Genomic DNA, 17,766 nt, shown 5'->3' on the forward strand with positions numbered 1-17,766 from the left:
ACGAAGATGAATAGCTTTGCCCAACCGCTCCAGAGCAATGCCCCGCTGATCAACCGCGACCGCCTGTGGCAATCGCTGATGGACCTGGCCCAGCTCGGCGCCACCGTCAAGGGCGGCGTCTGCCGCCTGGCCCTCACCGACCTGGATCGCCAGGCCCGTGACCTGTTCGTGCAATGGTGCGAGGCGGCCGGGTGCAGCGTCAGTGTCGACGCCATCGGCAATATTTTCGCGCGTCGCCCTGGCCGCAATCCCGCCCTGCCGCCGGTGATGACCGGCAGCCATATCGACACCCAGCCCACCGGTGGCAAGTTCGACGGTTGCTACGGGGTGATGGCGGGCCTTGAAGTGATCCGCACCCTGAATGACCTGAAGATCGAGACCCAAGCGCCGATTGAAGTGGTGGTGTGGACCAACGAAGAAGGCTCGCGCTTTCCGCCGTGCATGATGGGCTCCGGGGTATTTGCCGGTAAGTTCGACTTGCAGGACACCCTCGACAAGCAGGACGAGCAAGGCCTGTCGGTGGGCGCCGAGTTGCAGCGCATCGGCTATGCCGGTGCCCGCGCGGTGTCGGGTCACCCGGTCGGTGCGTATTTCGAAGCGCATATCGAACAGGGCCCGGTGCTGGAAGACCAGGCCATTACCCTTGGCGTGGTGATGGGTTGCCTGGGCCAGAAGTGGTTCGACCTGACCCTCACCGGCGTCGAAGCCCACGCGGGCCCGACGCCCATGCACCTGCGCAAGGACGCCCTGGTGGGCGCCGCCGAGGTCGTCAGCGCAGTCAACCGCATCGCCCATCAACAACAACCCCACGCCTGCGGCACGGTCGGTTGCCTGAGCCTGCACCCCGGTTCGCGCAATGTGATTCCCGGCCAGGTGCAGATGACCATCGACCTGCGCCACCTGCATGCCGACAAGCTGCAAGCCATGGTCGATGAAGTGCGTGGCGTGATCGAAACCACCGCCGCCACACACGGCCTGAGCTACGAGTTGACCCCCACCGCCGACTTCCCACCCCTGGACTTCCACCCGGCCTGCGTCAACGCCGTGCGCGACGCCGCCAGCGCCTTGGGCCTGAGCCATATGGACATCGTCAGCGGTGCCGGGCATGACGCGATCTTTGTCGCCGAACTCGGCCCGGCCGGGATGATTTTCGTGCCGTGCGAAGGCGGCATCAGCCACAACGAAATCGAAAACGCCGCGCCGGATGACCTGGCAGCGGGCTGCGCGGTGTTGCTACGCGCCATGGTCAATGCGGCACAGGGGGATCAGCCATGAGTGAGATGGGCCAACTGACGGCGGTGCAACTGCTGGCGCATTTTCGCGATAAGAGCCTGTCACCGGTTGAAGTGACCGAAGACGCGCTGCTGCGCATCGAGCGCTACAACCCGGTGGTGAACGCCTACTGCCATGTCGACCCCGAGGGCGCGCTGCATGCGGCGCGGGCTTCGGAAGAACGTTGGTTCAAGGGCGAACCCTGCGGCGCGCTGGACGGCGTACCGGCGTCGATCAAGGACCTCACGCTGACGATCGGCATGCCCACCCGCAAGGGCTCGCGTACGTCTAGCGCCGAGGGACCGTGGGACGTCGACGCGCCCTTCCCGGCCTTTATGCGCAAGGCCGGCGCGGTGCTGCTGGGCAAGACCACCACCCCGGAATTCGGCTGGAAAGGCGTCACCGACAACTCGCTGTACGGCATCACACGCAACCCGTGGGACACGCGCACCACGGCGGGCGGGTCTTCCGGCGGCGCGGGCGCGGCGGCGGCGTTGAACCTGGGCGTGCTGCACCAGGGCAGCGATGCGGGCGGTTCGATCCGCATTCCCTGTGCATTTACCGGGACGTTCGGGATCAAGCCGACCTTCGGCTACGTGCCGCAGTGGCCGGCCAGTTCCATGACGATATTGTCCCACCTGGGGCCGATGACCCGCACCGTGGAAGACAGCGTACTGATGCTGCAAACCGTGGCGCAGCCGGATGCGCGGGATGGCCTGATCGGCGCGCCGAGGACCACGCCATGGTTGGCGGGGGCGATGGACTTGAAGGGCCTGCGCGTGGCCTACAGCCCCACGTTCGGCTATGTGAACGTCGATCCCCAGGTGGCCAGCGTGGTCGCCCAGGCGGTTCGAGGCCTGGAGCAATTGGGCGCCCATGTCGAGCAGATCGATCCAGGCTTCAGTGACCCGCTGGAGGTGTTCAGCACTTTATGGGCGGCTGGCGCCGCCCGCCTGACCGGCTCGATGAGCGATGCGCAAAAACAGCTGCTGGACCCCGGCCTGCTGCGTATCGCGCAACGCGGCGTGCAGTTGAGCCTGGAGGACTTCAACGCCGCGCTCGAAGCCCGGGCGGCGCTGGTGGCAAGGATGGCAGCGTTCCACGAGCACTACGATGTGCTGGTGTCGCCGATGATGCCGATCACCGCGTTCGAGGCCGGGCACGACGTACCGCCAGGCTCCGGGATGCAGGCATGGACGCAGTGGACGCCCTTCACCTACCCCTTCAACCTGACGCAGCAACCAGCCGCGTCGGTGCCGTGCGGGCTGGCGGCGAATGGCCTGCCGGTGGGGTTGCACGTGGTGGCGGCGCGGTTTGCCGATGAGACGGTGTTGCGGGTTTGCCAGGCATATGCCAAGGCATTCCCTACCGATCATCTGCCAGCCCCGATCACCGGAGCAGCGTAGATCCAACTGTGGGAGGAGGCTTGCTCCCGATGAGGGTGTGCCAGAAGCCGATCGGTCAACTGACACACTGCAATCGGGAGCAAGCCCCCTCCCACAGTTCTTGATCGCATTCCACTACAATAGGCCCCCATTCATCCCTGGGGGCTTCATGGACATCGAACTGGCACGCACCTTCCTCGAAATCTCCCGCTGCGGCAGCCTCGCCGCCGCCGCCGAGAAACTGCACGTCACCCAGACCGCCATCACCGCCCGCGTGAAAAACCTGGAAAGCCAGCTGGGCAGTACGCTGTTTGTACGCAACCGCGCCGGCGCGCGCCTGACCGCCGATGGCGAGGCATTTGTGGTGTATGCCAACCAGTTGCTGCAAACCTGGGAAGCCGCGCGGCGCGATCTGCCGTTGCCAGATGGCTACCGCAACGTGTTGCATATCGGTGGCGAAGTCAGCCTGTGCAACCCATTGATGCTCGGCTGGGCCCAGGCCCTGCGCGAGCACATCCCCGGGTATGCCCTGCGCACCGAAATCCGCGAAGGCGAGTACCTGTTGCGCCAGCTGGAGCTGGGCGTACTCGACGCCGCGCTGGTGTTCCAGCCGCAATACTGGCCGGGGTTGCAGGTGGAGCAGGTGCTGGAGGAAAAACTGATCCTGGTGCAACGGGTGAGTCAGCCGGACCCGTATGTGTATATCGACTGGGGCCCGGGTTTTCGCCAGCAGCATGACGCCGCCCTGCCCGACAAGGCCCGCGCCGCCTTGAGTTTCAACTTGGGGCCGCTGGCGTTGCAGTACATCCTGGAGCACGGCGGCGCGGGGTACTTCCGCACGCGGGTGGTGCAGAGCTACCTCGACAGCGGCGTGATGCAACGCGTGCCGAAGGCGCCGGAGTTCAGCTTCCCGACATTCCTGGTGTACTCGCGAGCGCGGGATTCGGCCGTATTGCAGCAGGCGCTGGGGTTGCTGCGTGAGGTGGTCAAGGCCGAAAGCGACTGGTCGCAACGCTGGGACCCGTTGATTTGAGTCACCAACCACCGCCGTGCATGCTAGCCTGCGGGTGTTTCCTTTTGCAGCCTTACCGATGAACAAGAAAAAGTCCGTCACCATCAGCGACATCGCCAAACGGGTCAACATGACGACCATCACGGTGTCTCGGGCGCTGAACAAACCCGACCAGGTCAAGCCCGCGACCCTGGCGCGCATTCTCGAAGTGGCGCGGGAGCTGGACTACGTGCCCAACGCCTTCGCCCGCGGGCTCAAGCGCAGTGAAAGCCTGATCATCGGCGTGATCACGGCGTCGGTCGACAACCCGTTCTACAGCGAGATGATCAAGGCGATTTCCCGCGAGGCCAAACAGCACGGCTATACGATCATGCTGGTGGACACCGATGAGCTGGCAGAGCTGGAAAGCAAGGCGGTGGACACCCTGCTCGGCTACCGCGTGGCGGGGATTATCCTGTCGCCGGTGTCCGATGAGCCGAGCTACCAACCCGACTACCTGGAGCGCCTGGGCAACGGCAAGACCCCGGTGGTGCTGCTCGATCGCACGATCCACGACAGCCCGTTCAGCCGTGTGGTGCTCGACAACTACCACAGCGGCATCCAGGCCGCGCATTACCTGTTGCGCCAGACCCCTGACCTCAAGCGCCTGCTGGTGCTGACCGGCCCCGAGCATTCACGCATCACCGTCGAGCGCCTCAAGGGCCTGCGCGAAGTGCTGGCCGAACACCCGCAGGTGCAGGTCGAGGTGCAGGCCGGCGACTACACGCTGATGCCATCCTACCTGCACACCCTCGACTACCTCGCCGAACATTCGGCGCCGGACGCGATCATGGGCTTCAACCAATTGATCACCCTCGGTGCCCTGCGCGCGCTGCGCATGCACAACATCCCCCATGACAGCCTGACCATCTGCGGCATCGACCGGCTGCCCTTCGCCGATATCTTCGGCGTGCCGATCGCCTGCGTCGCCCACGACGCCTCCCTGGCCGGCAGCAGCGCGGTACGCCTGCTGCTCGACCGCCTGGAAGACCCATACAAGCCACGGGACAAGGTGGTTATCGCCGGCCGGCTGGAGAACGGCTAGCGGCTGGTGTAGCCACCGTCGATCGGCAGGCTGACACCGCTGATCATGCTGGCCGCGCGGCTCAACAGGAACAGCACCGGCAACGCCACTTCCACGGTTTGCGCAAACCGCCCCAAGGGGATCGCCGCCAGCGCCGGGTCGCGCTTGGCCGGCTCGGACCAGGCCATGGTCGCCATTGGCGTGAGCGTCACCGTGGGGTTGACGCTGTTGACGCGAATACCGAAGCGGCCCCATTCGGCGCACTGCACGCGGGTGATCGCATCCAGTGCGGCCTTGGAGGCGCAGTAGCCGAGGTGCTCGTCCAGCGCCACCAGCGACGCCTGGCTGGACACATTGACGATACTGCCGGCGATCTTCGCCGCGATCATCTTCGCCGCCACGCGGCTGGCGACCTGGGCCGCGGCACGGGCGTTGACCTGCATCACCTGGTCGAAGGCGTCGGCGCTGATAGCCGCGGCGGGTTCCAGGCGTGAAATACCGGCACAGTTGACCAGGCCGTGCATGGGCGGCAGGTCTTGCAGCGCGGTATCCAGGGCGGCGCTGTCGGCGATGTCCAGGCACAGGGTTTGGCAGCCGAGTTGAGACAGGGCTTGGGCGTCGCGGCCAAGGGCAATCACTTCGGCGCCGCTGTTGATGAGTTGCAGGGCGATTTCGCGGCCGATACCGCTGCTGGCGCCGGTGACGAGGATGCGCTGGTGGGTGAAGTCGAAGGTGGCTTGCATGAATGAAATTCCCAAAAACAATGAAGATCCGCTGTGGGAGGGGGCAAGCCCCCTCATATAAAAAACAAAATAACTTATTGATTGTTAAGGATTAAAACTCCAGCTGGATGACCGCTTTTTTGTGGCAGGCGGGCTATTTTTGTGGCGAGCGGGCTTGCCCCGCGTTGGGCTGCGCAGCAGCCCCAAATCCCGCACCGCGTTTGGTCTGAAAAAACGCGGTGATCTTACTGGGGCTGCTTCGCAGCCCAACGCGGCGCAAGCCCTAATGCCGTTCAGTTAAGGTTTTTTTGTAGGAGCGAGGGGGACGCCTAGTTCTTGCTCGCGAAGAACTCACAGACGCCGCGTTCATTCAGGAAACACGCGTTATCGTTGACGTTTTTCGCGAGCAAGCTCGCTCCTACAGAAGGCGATGTCCGCTTAACTGAACGGCATTAGGGCAAGCCCGCTCGCCACAGTAAGCCCCCTCACCACAGCAAGCCCGCTCGCCACAGGGGTGGTCGGATGTTCAGTGGGCTTGCAGGCCGTGCATGACGGGCTTCAAGGCCGGATACAGCTTCAGGTACTCGGCGAACGCGCGGTCATAGGCCTCGACGTTTTCCACCTTCGGCTCCGCCCGCAATTGCAGTTGCACCCACCCCTTCGCCATCTCCCCATCACTCACCAACCCCACCGTATGCGCCGCCAGCAACGCCGCGCCGAGGGCCGCTTCCACTTCCTGGACGATGGTGTACACCGGGTAGCGCGTAACGTCCGCGATGATCTGCATCCACAAATCCGAATGGCTCGCCCCACCCACCACAATCAAGCGCGGGTCCAGGGAGTGCGCGCCACGGGTGCCGGCCTCGATGTTGTGGCGCAGGGCGAAACTCACCCCTTCCAGGACCGCGCGGTACAGGTGAATGCGGCTGTGGTACAGGTTGAGCCCGACAAAACTGCCACTGGCGCGGTCGTCCCAGACCGGGCTGCGCTCGCCCATCAGGTAGGGCAAAAACAGCAAGCCTTCACTGCCCGCCGGGATCTTCATCGCGCGTTCTTCCAGCAATACCAGGCTGTCCTGGCCGGTGGCCCGGGCCTGTTGCTCCTCGGCCTGGCAGAACTGCTCGCGAAACCAGCTGACCGACGCCCCGGCGGTGATTGCGCCGCCGAAGATGTACAGGTCGCGTTGGCCGTTGTAGACATGGGGAAAACTCACCAGGCCGTGGTGCGCATCCACCTGCTGGTTCAGATAGCCCCAGCACATGCTGGTGCCGATCATCGCCACGTGGTTGCCCGGCTGTGTCACCCCAGCGGCCAGGGTTGCCATGGCCGCATCCACCCCGCCGGCGAGGACCGGCATGCCGGCCGCCAAGCCCAATCGCGTGGCCCAGGCGTCCCGCAGTTCGCCGACCACTTCGCCGGAATACACCAACCGTTCGGGCATCATCGCCAGGGGGATACCCAGCGCGGCAAGCATCTCCTGCGACCAGCCCCGCTGCGCCACGTCGTACACCCCGCCCATGTTGCCGGCGCTGCTATGGTCCACCGCCAGTTCACCGGTCAGGCACCAGTTGATATAGCTGTTGGGCGGCAGCAAGTAACGGGTGTCAGCCCACACTTCGGGCTGGTGCTGCTTGAGCCAGAGCATCTTGGTGAAGCCGTAGTAGCTGTCTACCGAATTGCCGGTGACCGCGTACAGACGCTCCAAATCAACGTGCTCACGCACCCACGCCACCTGCTCGCCGGCACGCCGGTCCATCCAGATCAGGCAGGGGTGCAGCGGCGTGATCTGCGCATCCACCGCAATCCCCGAACCACCGTACAGGCTGCTGATACACAGGGCCTTGACCTGTTCTTTCGCAACCCCGGCCTTGGCCATGCACTGCGCAACGCAGGCCTCGACCGCGTCCAACCACACCTGTGGCCACTGCTCGGCCCAGCGCACTTTCGGGGTATCCACGCGATACCCCTGGCTGTGCTGGGCGATGATCGTGCCTTGAGCATCCACCAGCAGCGCCTTGGTACTCTGGGTTCCAATGTCGACGCCCATCACGTAGTTCATGTCAAACCACCGGCTTCAACAGCACCTTGATCGACTTGGTCGAGTTGGCCAATTCGAAGGCTTCGGCAAAATCGTCCAGCGGGAAGTCGTGGGTGACGATGCCTTTGGAGGTGACCAGGCCACGCTCGAACAAGTCGATGGCGATCGGGTAGCAATACGGCCCCAGGTGGGCGCCGCGTACGTCCAGTTCCTTGCGGTCACCGATGATCGACCAATCGACGCTGGTCTCGGCACCAAACACGCTGAACTCGACAAACCGCCCGAGCTTGCGGATCAGGTCCAGGCCCTGGGTCACGCCGGCCGGGACGCCGGTGGTCTCGATGTACACGTCGCAGCCGTAGTTGTCGGTCAGGCTGTTGATGATCTCGCGGGCGTTGTCACGGGACGGGTTGATCACCACATCGGCACCGAATGTTTTCGCCAGTTCCAGGCGCTCGTCGACCATGTCGATCACCACCAGTTTCTTCGGGGTTTTCAACGCGGCGACCTGGACCATGCACAGGCCCAGGGTACCGGCGCCGGCGATCACCACCACGTCATCAAGCTGGAGGTCCCCACGGTTCACGGTGTGGATCGAGCAGGCCATCGGTTCCACCAGCGCGGAATCCTCCAGGGACACCGACTCGGGAATCTTGTGCACGATGGCGGTCTTGGGGATGCGCATGTACTGGGCCATGCCGCCTTCGGCCACTTCGCGCTGGAAGCCGAAGATGTTATGCACTTCGCACATCCAGTACTTGCCCGACTTGCAGAAGCGGCACTTGCCACAGGGCACGATCTGCTCGGCGATCACCTTGTCGCCGACGGAGACCTCGAAGTGCTCCTCGGCACCCTCGCCCACCTCGACCACATAGCCAAAAAATTCATGGCCCGGCACCACCGGCGCCTTGACCCAGGGGTTGTCGCCGCCCCAGAACATGGCCGCGCCGGAGTGGCACTTGCAGTCACTGGCGCAGATGCCGCAGGCGGCGATGCGAATCACCAGTTCATTGGGGCGCGCCTGGGGTTTGCCGATGCGTTCCAGGCGATAGTCTTTCGGGCCGTGGCAGACGACGGCTTGCATATGAGTGTGCTTTTCCATGGTATTGGGTCCTGTGTGGATAGAGGTTTATCGATGGCGCTGACGGCTGATAAAGATCGCCAGCAAAATGATCCCGCCCTTGATCACGCTCTGGACGTAAGGCGAGACGCCAAGCATGTTCAGTCCGTTATTCAGTACGCCGAGCAGCATCGCGCCGAGCAACGTGCCGACGATCACCCCGCGCCCACCGGCAATCGACGCACCGCCCAGCACCACGGCGGCGATCGCATCCAGCTCGAAAGAGACCCCCGCATTCGGCTGGCCGCTCATCAGGCGCGAGGTAAGCACCAGCCCGGCAATCGCGGCCGTCAGCCCGCTGATGGCGTAAACCAGCAACTTGAAGCGCGCCGCGCGCACCCCGGACAAGCGCACGGCTTCTTCATTGCCACCGATGGCGTAGATGTAGCGGCCGATGCGCGTGTGTTGCAGCAGCACATAGGCGGCAAAGTAGGTGATCAGCATGATCAGGATCGGCACTTCGATGCCGAACAGGCTCTGGCGACCGAAGAAGCCGAACCACTCCGGCAGCCCGGAAATCGGGTAGCCATCGGTGTACATCAGGCCCAGGCCACGGGCGATGCCCATGGTCGCCAGGGTCACGATGATCGGCGGCATGTGCAGGTAGGCCACGAACAGTCCGTTGCCGATACCGAAGGCCACGCCGACCAGCATGCCGGCGCCAATCGCCAGGCCCGGCGGCAGCCCCGCGACCATCAGGCCGGCGGTCAGGGTGCCGGACAAGGCCATCACCGGCCCCACCGACAAATCGATACCGCCAGTGAGGATCACGCAGGTCATGCCCACCGCGATAATCGCGTTGATCGACACCTGGCGAGCGATATTCGACAGGTTGCTGGCCGTGAGGAAGGTGTCGCTGGCCAGGATCATCACCAGGGTCACCACCACCAGCCCCACGAAGGGATAGAACGCCGGCGAGCGCACCAGCTGCGCCAGGTTCAGGCGCAGTCGGCGGGTGTCGACGCTGTTAATGGACGTATTCACTTGAGCCCCCTGTTGCATGGCGCATGACCTCTTGAGGATTGACGGCGCAGCCTTCGAGCAGCTTGACGATGGCGCCTTTGTGGAACACGGCGACGCGGTCGCACATGCCAATGATTTCGGGCAGTTCGGAGGAAATCATGATGATCGCGTAGCCCTGCTCGGTCAGGCTGCGCATCAGCGCGTAGATCTGAGCCTTGGCGCCGACATCGATGCCACGGGTGGGCTCATCGAATACCAGCACGTCGCAGTGGTGGTTGATCCAACGCGCGATCACCACCTTTTGCTGGTTGCCGCCGCTGAGGTTGAACACCCGGCTTTCGCCGCTGGGCGCCTTGATCGACAGCTGGCGCATCAGGTCTTCGACACTGGCGCACTCCTTGGCCTTGTCGATCAGGCCCGAGGCGCCCTGGTACTTGGGCAGGTTGTTCAAGGAGATATTTTCGCGAATGCTGAAATCGGTGATCAGCCCTTCGCTCTTGCGGCTCTCAGGGAGCAGGCCGATACCGTGGGCCAACGCCTGGGCCGGGTCGTCGAGGGTGATTTTCTCGCCTCGCAGCCACACGTCTTTGCTCACCGATGGCAGCGCGCCCATCATGCCCAGGGCCAGTTCAGTGCGGCCCGAGCCCACCAGGCCGGCAAAGCCGAGGATCTCGCCCTTGTGCAGGTTGAAGCGATTACGCGGGCCGTTGCGCACCAGCTGGATGTCCTTGACCTCCAGCAACACCGGGCCACGCTCGCTGCTCGGCTTGGAAGGGAAACTGCATTCCAGGCGGCGGCCCACCATCATTTCCACCAGGCGGTCGATATCGCTGTCGGCCACTTCGGTGACGCCCACATTGGCGCCGTCACGCAGCACGCTGATGCGGTCGCACACCTGAAAGATTTCCTCCAGGTGGTGAGAGATAAAGATCACCGCGACGCCCTGGCGCTTGAGCTCGCGCATGATGTCGAACAGCAGCTCGGCTTCGCTGGGGGTCAACGTCGCGGTCGGTTCATCCAGCACCAGCAGGCGCGCATCCAGGGCCAGGGCCTTGGCGATTTCGACAAACTGCTGCTCGGCCACGCTCAGGTGCTTGACCGCGCACTTCAGGTCAATCGTCACACCGAGGCGCTTGAACAACGCTTCGCACGCCTCGACCATTTCGCGCTTGCGCAGCAGCCCGAAGCGGTTGCTCAGCTCATGGCCGAGGAAGATATTTTCCACCGCCGTGAGGTAGGGGATCAGGCTGAATTCCTGGAACACGATGCCGATGCCCGCGGCAATCGCATCGCGGTAGGTCGCGAAGTGCCGGGGTTGGCCATCGATCAGGATGTGCCCTTCGTCCTGATGTTCGACGCCGCCGAGGATTTTCATCAGGGTCGATTTGCCGGCGCCATTTTCCCCCAGCAACGCGTGAATCTCGCCACGCTCCACCTGCAGGTCGATGGACTTGAGGGCCTGCACACCGGGGTAACGCTTACAGATATTTTCCAGCTTCAGAAGACTGCTCATACCGCCGACCTCGTATTCAGAAGGATGGCCTCAAGCCCCACGACGCACGTGGGGCCTGGGTGATTTACCAGCTGAAGTCCTTGGCCTTGGCCTGGTCGATCAGGGTGATGTCCACTGGAATGGTGGCGGGTACCTGAGCGCCCCACTTCTTCGCCAGGGCGATGCCCAGGGCCAGGCGGATCTGATCGCGGGGGTATTGGGCGGAGGTGGCGATGAACTTGCTGCCGGGTTTCTGGATCGCCTTGATCGCTTCCGGCGCACCGTCGACGCTGACCAGTTTCACGTCCAGGCCACTGGCTTCGATGGCCGAGAGTGCGCCGAGGGAGCCGTTGTCATTCACGCTGAAAATGCCTTTGAGCGTCGGTTGCGCCTGGAGCATGTTCTCGGTGACGGTCAGCGCCTGGTCACGTTCCTGCTTGCCGTTCTGGATGCTGACAATCTTGATGTCCGGGTGCTTGGCCACGGCCTCTTTGCAGCCGCGCACACGCTCGAGGATCGGCACCACGGCGATGCCGTCGAGGATCGCGATATTGCCTTTGTCGCCGATGTTCTTAGCCAGGTATTCACAGGCCTGGAAGCCGGCGTCGAAGTTCTTCGAACCGACGAAGGAATCCAGTGGGCCTTCGGCCTGTGCGTCGACCGCCACGACCACCACGCCGGCAGCGTGGGCGGACTTGACCGCCGATTGCACGCCGACCGAATCCGTAGGGTTGATCAGCAGGATATCGATGCCCTTTTGCAGCATGTCTTCCACGTCACTGACCTGCTTGGACACGTCGTGGCGGGCGTCGGTGATGATCAGTTTCGCGCCGATGGTGGCACCCGCCTCTTCCAGGGCGTTTTTCATGGTGACGAAATAGGGGTTGTTGATTTCCTGGAAGGACGCGCCGATGCGCAGCGGTTTGGCGGCGTCGGCAAAGGCCGGGGAAACGGTACCGAGGGTGATGCTTACAGCCAATAAACACAGGGTTTTCGGAAGCATTTTCATGGCGTGGGTCTCTGTTTTGTTTTTATTGTTAGAGCAAATGTTATCGTTAACATTTTGCGAGAAGCTAGCAAGGAAATCCGGCAGGCGCAAGGGGCCACTGGTCGGGCGCGGTCGAAATATGGGAGGCGGCTTGTTGGAGGTACGCCGCAAAAGCTCGCACAATCTTGAGCACCAACTAAGCTCAGCCTCCAACAAAAAAAATCCGAGCACCCCGCCATGGCCCACCCTACCGAGACCTTTCGCGCCCGCTACCGCGCCAATGTCGCGCCCCATTACAACCCCTGGCTGCATGCCGGTTTCGTGTTCGGCTACGGCATCGCCAGCATCCTCCTGGCCTGGTCATCGACGCATCGAATCACCCCGCTGCAATGGCTGACCGTGCCCGCGACCCTGGTGTTCTTCAACCTGTGTATCTACCTGGTGCACCGTCACCTCGGCCATCACAAACATGCCTTGTCACGCCTGTTCTACGCGCGCCACACCGGCGATCACCACAGTTTCTTCACCCCCGGCCACATGACCTACGACAGCCCTCGCGACTGGCGGGTGATCCTGTTCCCCGCCTGGCTGATCGTGCTGCACAGCCTGGCGATCACCCTGCCCGCCTGGTGGCTGCTCAAGCAGTTGAGCCCCAATGTCGCCGGATTGTTTGCTGGCTGCATGATCCTCGGTTATTTGCTTTACGAAGTGTTTCACGCCTGTGAGCACTTGCCCGTCGCACATCCATTGGCACGCCTGCCGTGGATTCGCCAGATGCACCGGTTGCACGCCCTGCACCACCGTCGCGAGCTGATGCAGGGGCGCAACTTCAATATTGTCTTGCCGCTGATGGATTACCTGTTCGGCACCCTGCATTGGGAACCGAACCCCCACGACAACCAGGAACCGTCATGAGTACCCGCCCCAAAAAACTGCGCCACCTGTTGTTTGTGCTGCTCCTGGCAGTGATCGCCTTTCTGCTGTTGATGCCCACCCCAGTACAACCGGTGAACTGGGTCCCCCCCAAGGCGCCCTCGCTGAAAGACGGCCCCTACGCCGAAAACCAGCGCCTCAAGGGCGTACAAAAAATCGGTGCCCAGGACATCGACGGGCCCGAGGCCCTGCTGCTGGATGCCCAGGGCTATCTGATCAGCGGGTTGCATGACGGGCGCATCATCCGCACCTCGCCCGACAGCCGCAGCCTGGAAGTGCTGGCCAATACCGGCGGGCGCCCACTGGGCATGGCGCTGCACCCGGATGGGCGCTTGATCATCGCCGATGGGGTCAAGGGCCTGCTGGCATTGGACCGCAATCGCCAGCTCACCACCCTGAGCACTGCGGCCAATGGCGTGCCGTTCGGGTTTACCGATGACGTGAGCGTGGACGCCAGCGGGCGCTACGCGTACTTCAGCGATGCTTCGAGCCGCTGGGGCTACGGGCAGGACGGTGAAGCCGTGATCGAGCATGGCGGCGACGGGCGGTTGCTGCGTTACGACTTCAGCAACGCCCGCACCGAGGTGTTGCTCGACCAACTGCAATTCGCCAACGGCGTGGCCCTGGGACCGGATGAACGCTACGTGCTGGTGAATGAGACCGGTGCCTACCGCATCAGCCGTTACTGGCTCAAGGGCGACCGCGCCGGCAGCCATGACCTGTTTATCGACAACCTGCCCGGCCTGCCGGACAACCTCAGTTTCAATGGTCAGGACCGCTTCTGGGTCGCGCTGTATTCGCCGCGCAATCCGTTGCTGGACAGCTTTGCCGGCTACCCGCTGCTGCGCAAGGTGATGGTGCGCGCGCTGATGGTGGTGCCCAAGCCCATCGAGCGCAAAGCCTTTGTGCTGGGGCTGGATACCGAGGGTAACGTCATCGCTAATTTGCAGGATGGCAGCGCGGGCAACTACTCACCGATCACCACCGCGCGGGAGTATGGCGACTGGTTGTACCTGGGCTCGTTGAAGAATACGAGCATGGCGCGCTTGCCGTTGAAACTGGCGTTGGCGCCATAACGCAAACAGGGCATACAGGCGCCTGGCCTGTATGCCCTGGGGACTACGGGTCAATCATGTTCAGCTCTTGGTGCTGCTCAGCAAGGTCTGTTTGCACAGGTGGCCGAAGCTGACGAACTCGGTGTTATCGCCACCGACACCAATGCCTGGGTATTCCAGCACTTCCATGCGCCACACGCCGTAGTTGAAGTCGGTACGCCAGGTGTTCTTGTAGCCCTGGGCGTAATCGACAAAGGTGGTCTGGAAATCACCGAAGCAGGTGCCCACGTTGATCGTGCCCGACGCTAGCCCCGAACTGCCGGTCGCCGCGGAATACGCCTTGTAGACGATATTGCCGGTGTCCGGATTGATGTGCTGGTCGAGGTAGACGACCGGGTGCAGCCCTACCAGTGGCGCACCGGTACTGTCCGACAGGCCCATGGTCCAGGTCAGGTCCCGATAGGCTTGGGTGGTCATGTAGCCGTAGCCCACATCGGAAGCGGAGTACGGGATGCGCAACACGTTCGCCTCGCCCTTCACATCCGGGTTGTTCACCCGTGGATTGGAGCCAAACGACAGGTTGTATTTACCCGTCGCGCTCCACGGCTCATTCGGGTGCTGGTTCGGCCGCACACGCACCTTGACCACGCCGCCGACGCCCGGGCTCGGGATCGATGTCGACAGGACGTTGGCCCCCACGGTGACCCACTGGGCACCATCGAAACGCTCAAGGATCCACTTGTTACGCGTGCTGCCACTGGCCGCATCGGCCGTCAGCGCAATACCGACACTCTGGCCACGGACCGCGGTGAAGTCGAAGTAATCGACATCATCCAGGCTGTCGGCATTGCCGCTGATGTAGTTGAGGGTGTCCGGCAGTTGGAAGGCCGTGTCCGGGGTGTCATTGGGTTCAAAGGCGTCGAGGTTGGTATCGACCGCAACACCGAACTGAAAGCTCGACCCTTGGACCGCCGCGTTGGCTTCCATGAACCAGTAGTAATCGCCGGCCGGCACCACGCCGCCGAGGCTTTCATCGCCAGTACCAGGGTTGTTCGAGGTGCCCAAAGGCAGCGGATTGCCCTGGCCGTCATCCTGGAACAGCGACAACGACATGTCGGTGCCCGCGGTCTGGTTGACCAGCAGGACGTTGATTCGCGCTTTCTGCGGCAGGTTGAAGTGGTAGCACAGCAGGTCGCCGGTTTGCACACCATTAATCGTGTAGAGCGCGTTGACATCCAGCGTCTGCTCACAGCCCTGGACCAGCGCGGCCTGCACGGCGGGCGCCGACTGGGCCGTGGCTTTTTGTAACTGGGTCACCCGGGCCGGCGCGGTGTTGTCTTCCACCACCGAGTCGGCTTGCGCCTTGGCGGCAAACAGCGGTTTCTTCAACTGGGCACCCGCCTGCAGTTGCTGCTTGAGGGCAGCCGGCGCCTTGTTGGCCTTGATCTTCGCAGCGTTTTTCAACCCCTGCTTGACCGCGGGAGGCGCCGCTTGCGCAGCCAGGTGAGGGTATTGTTCAGCGAGGGCAAAGGCCGAGACAAAGCAGGTGGCCGCCATGGCCGCGCCCAGCATAAAGGCTTTTTTCGATTTCATTTTTTATCCATCCATAGTTAAAAACTGAAGGTCAGGTGACATCCGGTCACCTGGGATGGAATGTAGGATAAGACTGGATGGATGTACAGTATTTTTTCAGAGAAATGTGGTTTTAAGGAGAAATTCGCGTAGGAAAAAACGGACCCCCTCTGGAGCCAAGTGCCCCAATAGCCCCAGCTGACAGCCCAAATCTTCAGCGACCAGCGTGTAGGAATGTGACGTCCGTCGATCACCGCTGTGTCCAGCGGTGCCAGTTGGATGTCGGCGTTGTACAGGGTCTGGGGGCAGCCTTCGCGGTCGATCCAGGTGCCGGTCAGGTGATATCGGCCCATCTACGCCAAACGGTCCAAACGACTGTTGCAATAACCCAAATGAAACCTACGTAATAAGGCCACAACACCCAACGCTTCAGTCCTAAGGGAACCGACGCCAGCTCGGCCTCGGTCACAACACCTGCTTTCACATAGCGTGCTGAGTCAGACAGGAAATCAAACATCAACAGCATGCGGTATTGCCTGTCGATCCACCGGTTTCGTCTCCAGAATCGCTTATTGGCGCGGACCCTTTCGTTATGACTGAAATAACCTTCCACCTCGTCGAGTTTTGTATATTCGGCAAACAACGCCAGCCCCAAAACGACAAACGCCCCACCAAAATGCACAATGGTGAAGGCAAGAAAAAACGACACGATTAAGCCCCCTCTGGGCGCAGGTGCCGGTTGAGCACATCAAAATGATCGGAGCGCTGCTGGCTCGGGGCGCTGCCCATGAGGCGGGATTTCAAACTGGTGTAGTCCGTTGTGCGGTCGTTGATATAGCTCTGCGCCATGCCCTACATCCGAGATGCAAAGAAGATGGCGTCGAAATATAAGCAAGCACCTACGCCCCGGACACAAGCGCTGGTGGGCTGAAATGCATTTGGGAAGTTGCCTACTTCACGAAGAAACAGTACCTACAGAAACAACCCTAATATCCGGTCATCTCCAGGTAACCCACCCCGCCGTCAAACTGCACCGGCCCTTCCCAGTACGGAATACTCAGGTTCATCCAGGCGTTCGGATTGACGGCCTGGGTGGTGATATCCAGCTGTTTACTGGGAATCTTCAGCGACCAGCGTGTGGGAATGTGGCGTCCGTCGATCACCGTGGTGTCCAGCGGTGCCAGTTGGATGTCGGCGTTGTGCAGGGTCTGGGTGTGGCCTTCGCGGTCGATCCAGGTGCCGGTCAGGTAGGCCGCGCCGTCGGTTTGCCGCACGCGAAACAGCATCAACTGCTCGCCACGGTCCAGGTGCAGGGAGAACCAGTCCCAACCGCTCTGGCTGGCGGTCAACGGTTGGCTGCTCCATTCGCGGTCGAGCCAGGCCGGGCCGCTGACCTGATACGTCTTGCCGTCGATGCTGACGCTGCCTTCGGCAGTAAAGAACGGCTGGCTGTAGTAGTACGACGCCTGGCCCTGGTCGGATTTGCGGCTGTAGCCGTTGTCGCCTTGCAACACCAATGGCCGGCTGGAGGTCAGGCGCAGGTCGTAGGCAAATTGCGCTCCGCTGGCCTTGAGTTGCATCGCCGCCAATGCGCTCGCGGCGCCGGGCTCGCTGGCGAAATTCCAGTCGTCGATCCAGGCGTTGAACGGCACTGCCTGCGCCCCGGCCTGGCCGACGCCGCCGCGGGCGAAGCGTTCGGCGGCGTAATGGCGAGTGGCGGAGGTGACCGCCGCGTGGCCGAGCCATACGTTTGAATCGTGCCAGCCGGCTTGCGTCGGCCCGGCCTTGAGGGCGTTGCGAAACAGCGTCCATTGCACGCCGAACACATTGCCCTGGGCGTCCTTGAGGTTGGCGGTGACGTACCACCACTCGATACGAAAGCCATCGTGGGGGCCGTGATCCTCGGGAAAGCTGAAGACCTTGCCGGGCAGCACCTGGGCAAAGTCGGCCGCGTCACTGCCCAGGCCGGCAAAGCTTTCCGGCGGCGCAGGTTGTTGGTCGCACGCGCCTAGCAGCAACAGAAGAAGCCCTGTAGGAGCGAGCTTGCTCGCGAAAAACGTCAACGATAACGCGGACATTCCGGATGCACGCGGCGCTCTCGGGTTTTTCGCGAGCAAGCTCGCTCCTACAGAGAGGACAGCCAGGAACAGG

The 17,766-nt window shown here is 62.6% G+C and carries 16 protein-coding genes and 1 pseudogene; 6 read left to right on the top strand and 11 right to left on the bottom strand.

Going from position 1 to position 17,766, the window contains the following annotated elements; genetic code table 11:
* Positions 1-6 precede the first annotated feature (6 nt).
* The 4 genes from QU606_RS23800 to QU606_RS23815 all read left to right on the top strand — a co-directional run bounded on the left by QU606_RS23800 (position 7) and on the right by QU606_RS23815 (position 4,753).
* A complete protein-coding gene (locus QU606_RS23800; protein WP_024076363.1) occupies positions 7-1,275 on the top strand; it encodes a Zn-dependent hydrolase in 1,269 nt (422 codons plus the stop codon).
* Positions 1,272-2,678 carry an amidase gene (locus QU606_RS23805; protein ID WP_304997589.1) on the top strand — a complete coding sequence of 469 codons (1,407 nt, stop codon included), beginning with the start codon at positions 1,272-1,274 and terminating at the stop codon, positions 2,676-2,678. Before QU606_RS23800 ends, QU606_RS23805 begins: the two co-directional genes overlap by 4 nt.
* A 148-nt stretch (positions 2,679-2,826) precedes the next feature.
* Positions 2,827-3,690, top strand: a complete 864-nt coding sequence (locus QU606_RS23810; protein WP_024076365.1) for a LysR family transcriptional regulator — start codon at positions 2,827-2,829, stop codon at positions 3,688-3,690.
* Positions 3,691-3,748: 58 nt separating this feature from the next.
* Positions 3,749-4,753, top strand: coding sequence for a LacI family DNA-binding transcriptional regulator (locus QU606_RS23815; protein WP_024076366.1), 1,005 nt, complete (start codon positions 3,749-3,751; stop codon positions 4,751-4,753).
* Here QU606_RS23815 and QU606_RS23820 read toward each other — a convergent pair.
* From QU606_RS23820 to QU606_RS23845, 6 genes are all read right to left on the bottom strand, one after another.
* Entirely contained in the window at positions 4,750-5,475 is a 726-nt protein-coding gene (locus QU606_RS23820) for an SDR family oxidoreductase (RefSeq protein WP_304997590.1), read from the bottom strand. The two genes, QU606_RS23815 and QU606_RS23820, sit on opposite strands and share 4 nt — an antisense overlap.
* Positions 5,476-5,980: 505 nt before the next feature.
* Complete coding sequence (locus tag QU606_RS23825; RefSeq protein ID WP_168232096.1) at positions 5,981-7,513, bottom strand: FGGY-family carbohydrate kinase; 1,533 nt, start codon at positions 7,511-7,513, stop codon at positions 5,981-5,983.
* Between the two features lies 1 nt (position 7,514).
* Positions 7,515-8,594: an alcohol dehydrogenase catalytic domain-containing protein gene (locus tag QU606_RS23830; RefSeq protein WP_024076369.1), complete on the bottom strand. Its 1,080-nt coding sequence runs from the start codon at positions 8,592-8,594 to the stop codon at positions 7,515-7,517.
* Between the two features lie 27 nt (positions 8,595-8,621).
* Positions 8,622-9,614, bottom strand: coding sequence for an ABC transporter permease (locus QU606_RS23835; RefSeq protein ID WP_024076370.1), 993 nt, complete (start codon positions 9,612-9,614; stop codon positions 8,622-8,624).
* Positions 9,580-11,088: a sugar ABC transporter ATP-binding protein gene (locus tag QU606_RS23840; protein ID WP_024076371.1), complete on the bottom strand. Its 1,509-nt coding sequence runs from the start codon at positions 11,086-11,088 to the stop codon at positions 9,580-9,582. Before QU606_RS23840 ends, QU606_RS23835 begins: the two co-directional genes overlap by 35 nt.
* Positions 11,089-11,152: 64 nt before the next feature.
* Positions 11,153-12,076, bottom strand: a complete 924-nt coding sequence (locus QU606_RS23845; protein ID WP_024076372.1) for a substrate-binding domain-containing protein — start codon at positions 12,074-12,076, stop codon at positions 11,153-11,155.
* Positions 12,077-12,292: 216 nt separating this feature from the next.
* Between QU606_RS23845 and QU606_RS23850 the strand changes: the two genes are divergently transcribed.
* Together QU606_RS23850 and QU606_RS23855 are read left to right on the top strand one after the other, a co-directional pair.
* Positions 12,293-12,970, top strand: a complete 678-nt coding sequence (locus QU606_RS23850) for a sterol desaturase family protein (protein ID WP_024076373.1) — start codon at positions 12,293-12,295, stop codon at positions 12,968-12,970.
* Entirely contained in the window at positions 12,967-14,064 is a 1,098-nt protein-coding gene (locus QU606_RS23855) for an SMP-30/gluconolactonase/LRE family protein (RefSeq protein ID WP_304997591.1), read from the top strand. The genes QU606_RS23850 and QU606_RS23855 overlap by 4 nt, the downstream gene beginning before the upstream one ends.
* A 60-nt stretch (positions 14,065-14,124) precedes the next feature.
* Here the strand turns inward: QU606_RS23855 and QU606_RS23860 are convergent, their stop codons facing one another.
* The 5 genes and pseudogenes from QU606_RS23860 to QU606_RS23880 all read right to left on the bottom strand — a co-directional run bounded on the left by QU606_RS23860 (position 14,125) and on the right by QU606_RS23880 (position 17,693).
* Positions 14,125-15,636: a hypothetical protein gene (locus QU606_RS23860; RefSeq protein WP_304997592.1), complete on the bottom strand. Its 1,512-nt coding sequence runs from the start codon at positions 15,634-15,636 to the stop codon at positions 14,125-14,127.
* A gap of 188 nt (positions 15,637-15,824) precedes the next feature.
* Positions 15,825-15,965, bottom strand: a pseudogene (locus tag QU606_RS23865) (iron ABC transporter permease); the annotation flags it as partial.
* Positions 15,950-16,324 carry a hypothetical protein gene (locus QU606_RS23870; protein ID WP_024076376.1) on the bottom strand — a complete coding sequence of 125 codons (375 nt, stop codon included), beginning with the start codon at positions 16,322-16,324 and terminating at the stop codon, positions 15,950-15,952. The pseudogene QU606_RS23865 and the gene QU606_RS23870, both read right to left, overlap by 16 nt.
* A gap of 2 nt (positions 16,325-16,326) precedes the next feature.
* The gene (locus QU606_RS23875) at positions 16,327-16,464 is read right to left on the bottom strand and encodes a hypothetical protein (protein ID WP_190362405.1); all 138 of its coding nucleotides are present in this window, start codon (positions 16,462-16,464) and stop codon (positions 16,327-16,329) included.
* A 137-nt stretch (positions 16,465-16,601) separates the two neighbouring features.
* Entirely contained in the window at positions 16,602-17,693 is a 1,092-nt protein-coding gene (locus tag QU606_RS23880) for a lipocalin-like domain-containing protein (protein ID WP_304997593.1), read from the bottom strand.
* Positions 17,694-17,766: the final 73 nt, after the last annotated feature.

It is taken from the genome of Pseudomonas sp. OVF7 (assembly GCF_030644265.1).
GTDB lineage: Bacteria > Pseudomonadota > Gammaproteobacteria > Pseudomonadales > Pseudomonadaceae > Aquipseudomonas > Aquipseudomonas gorinensis.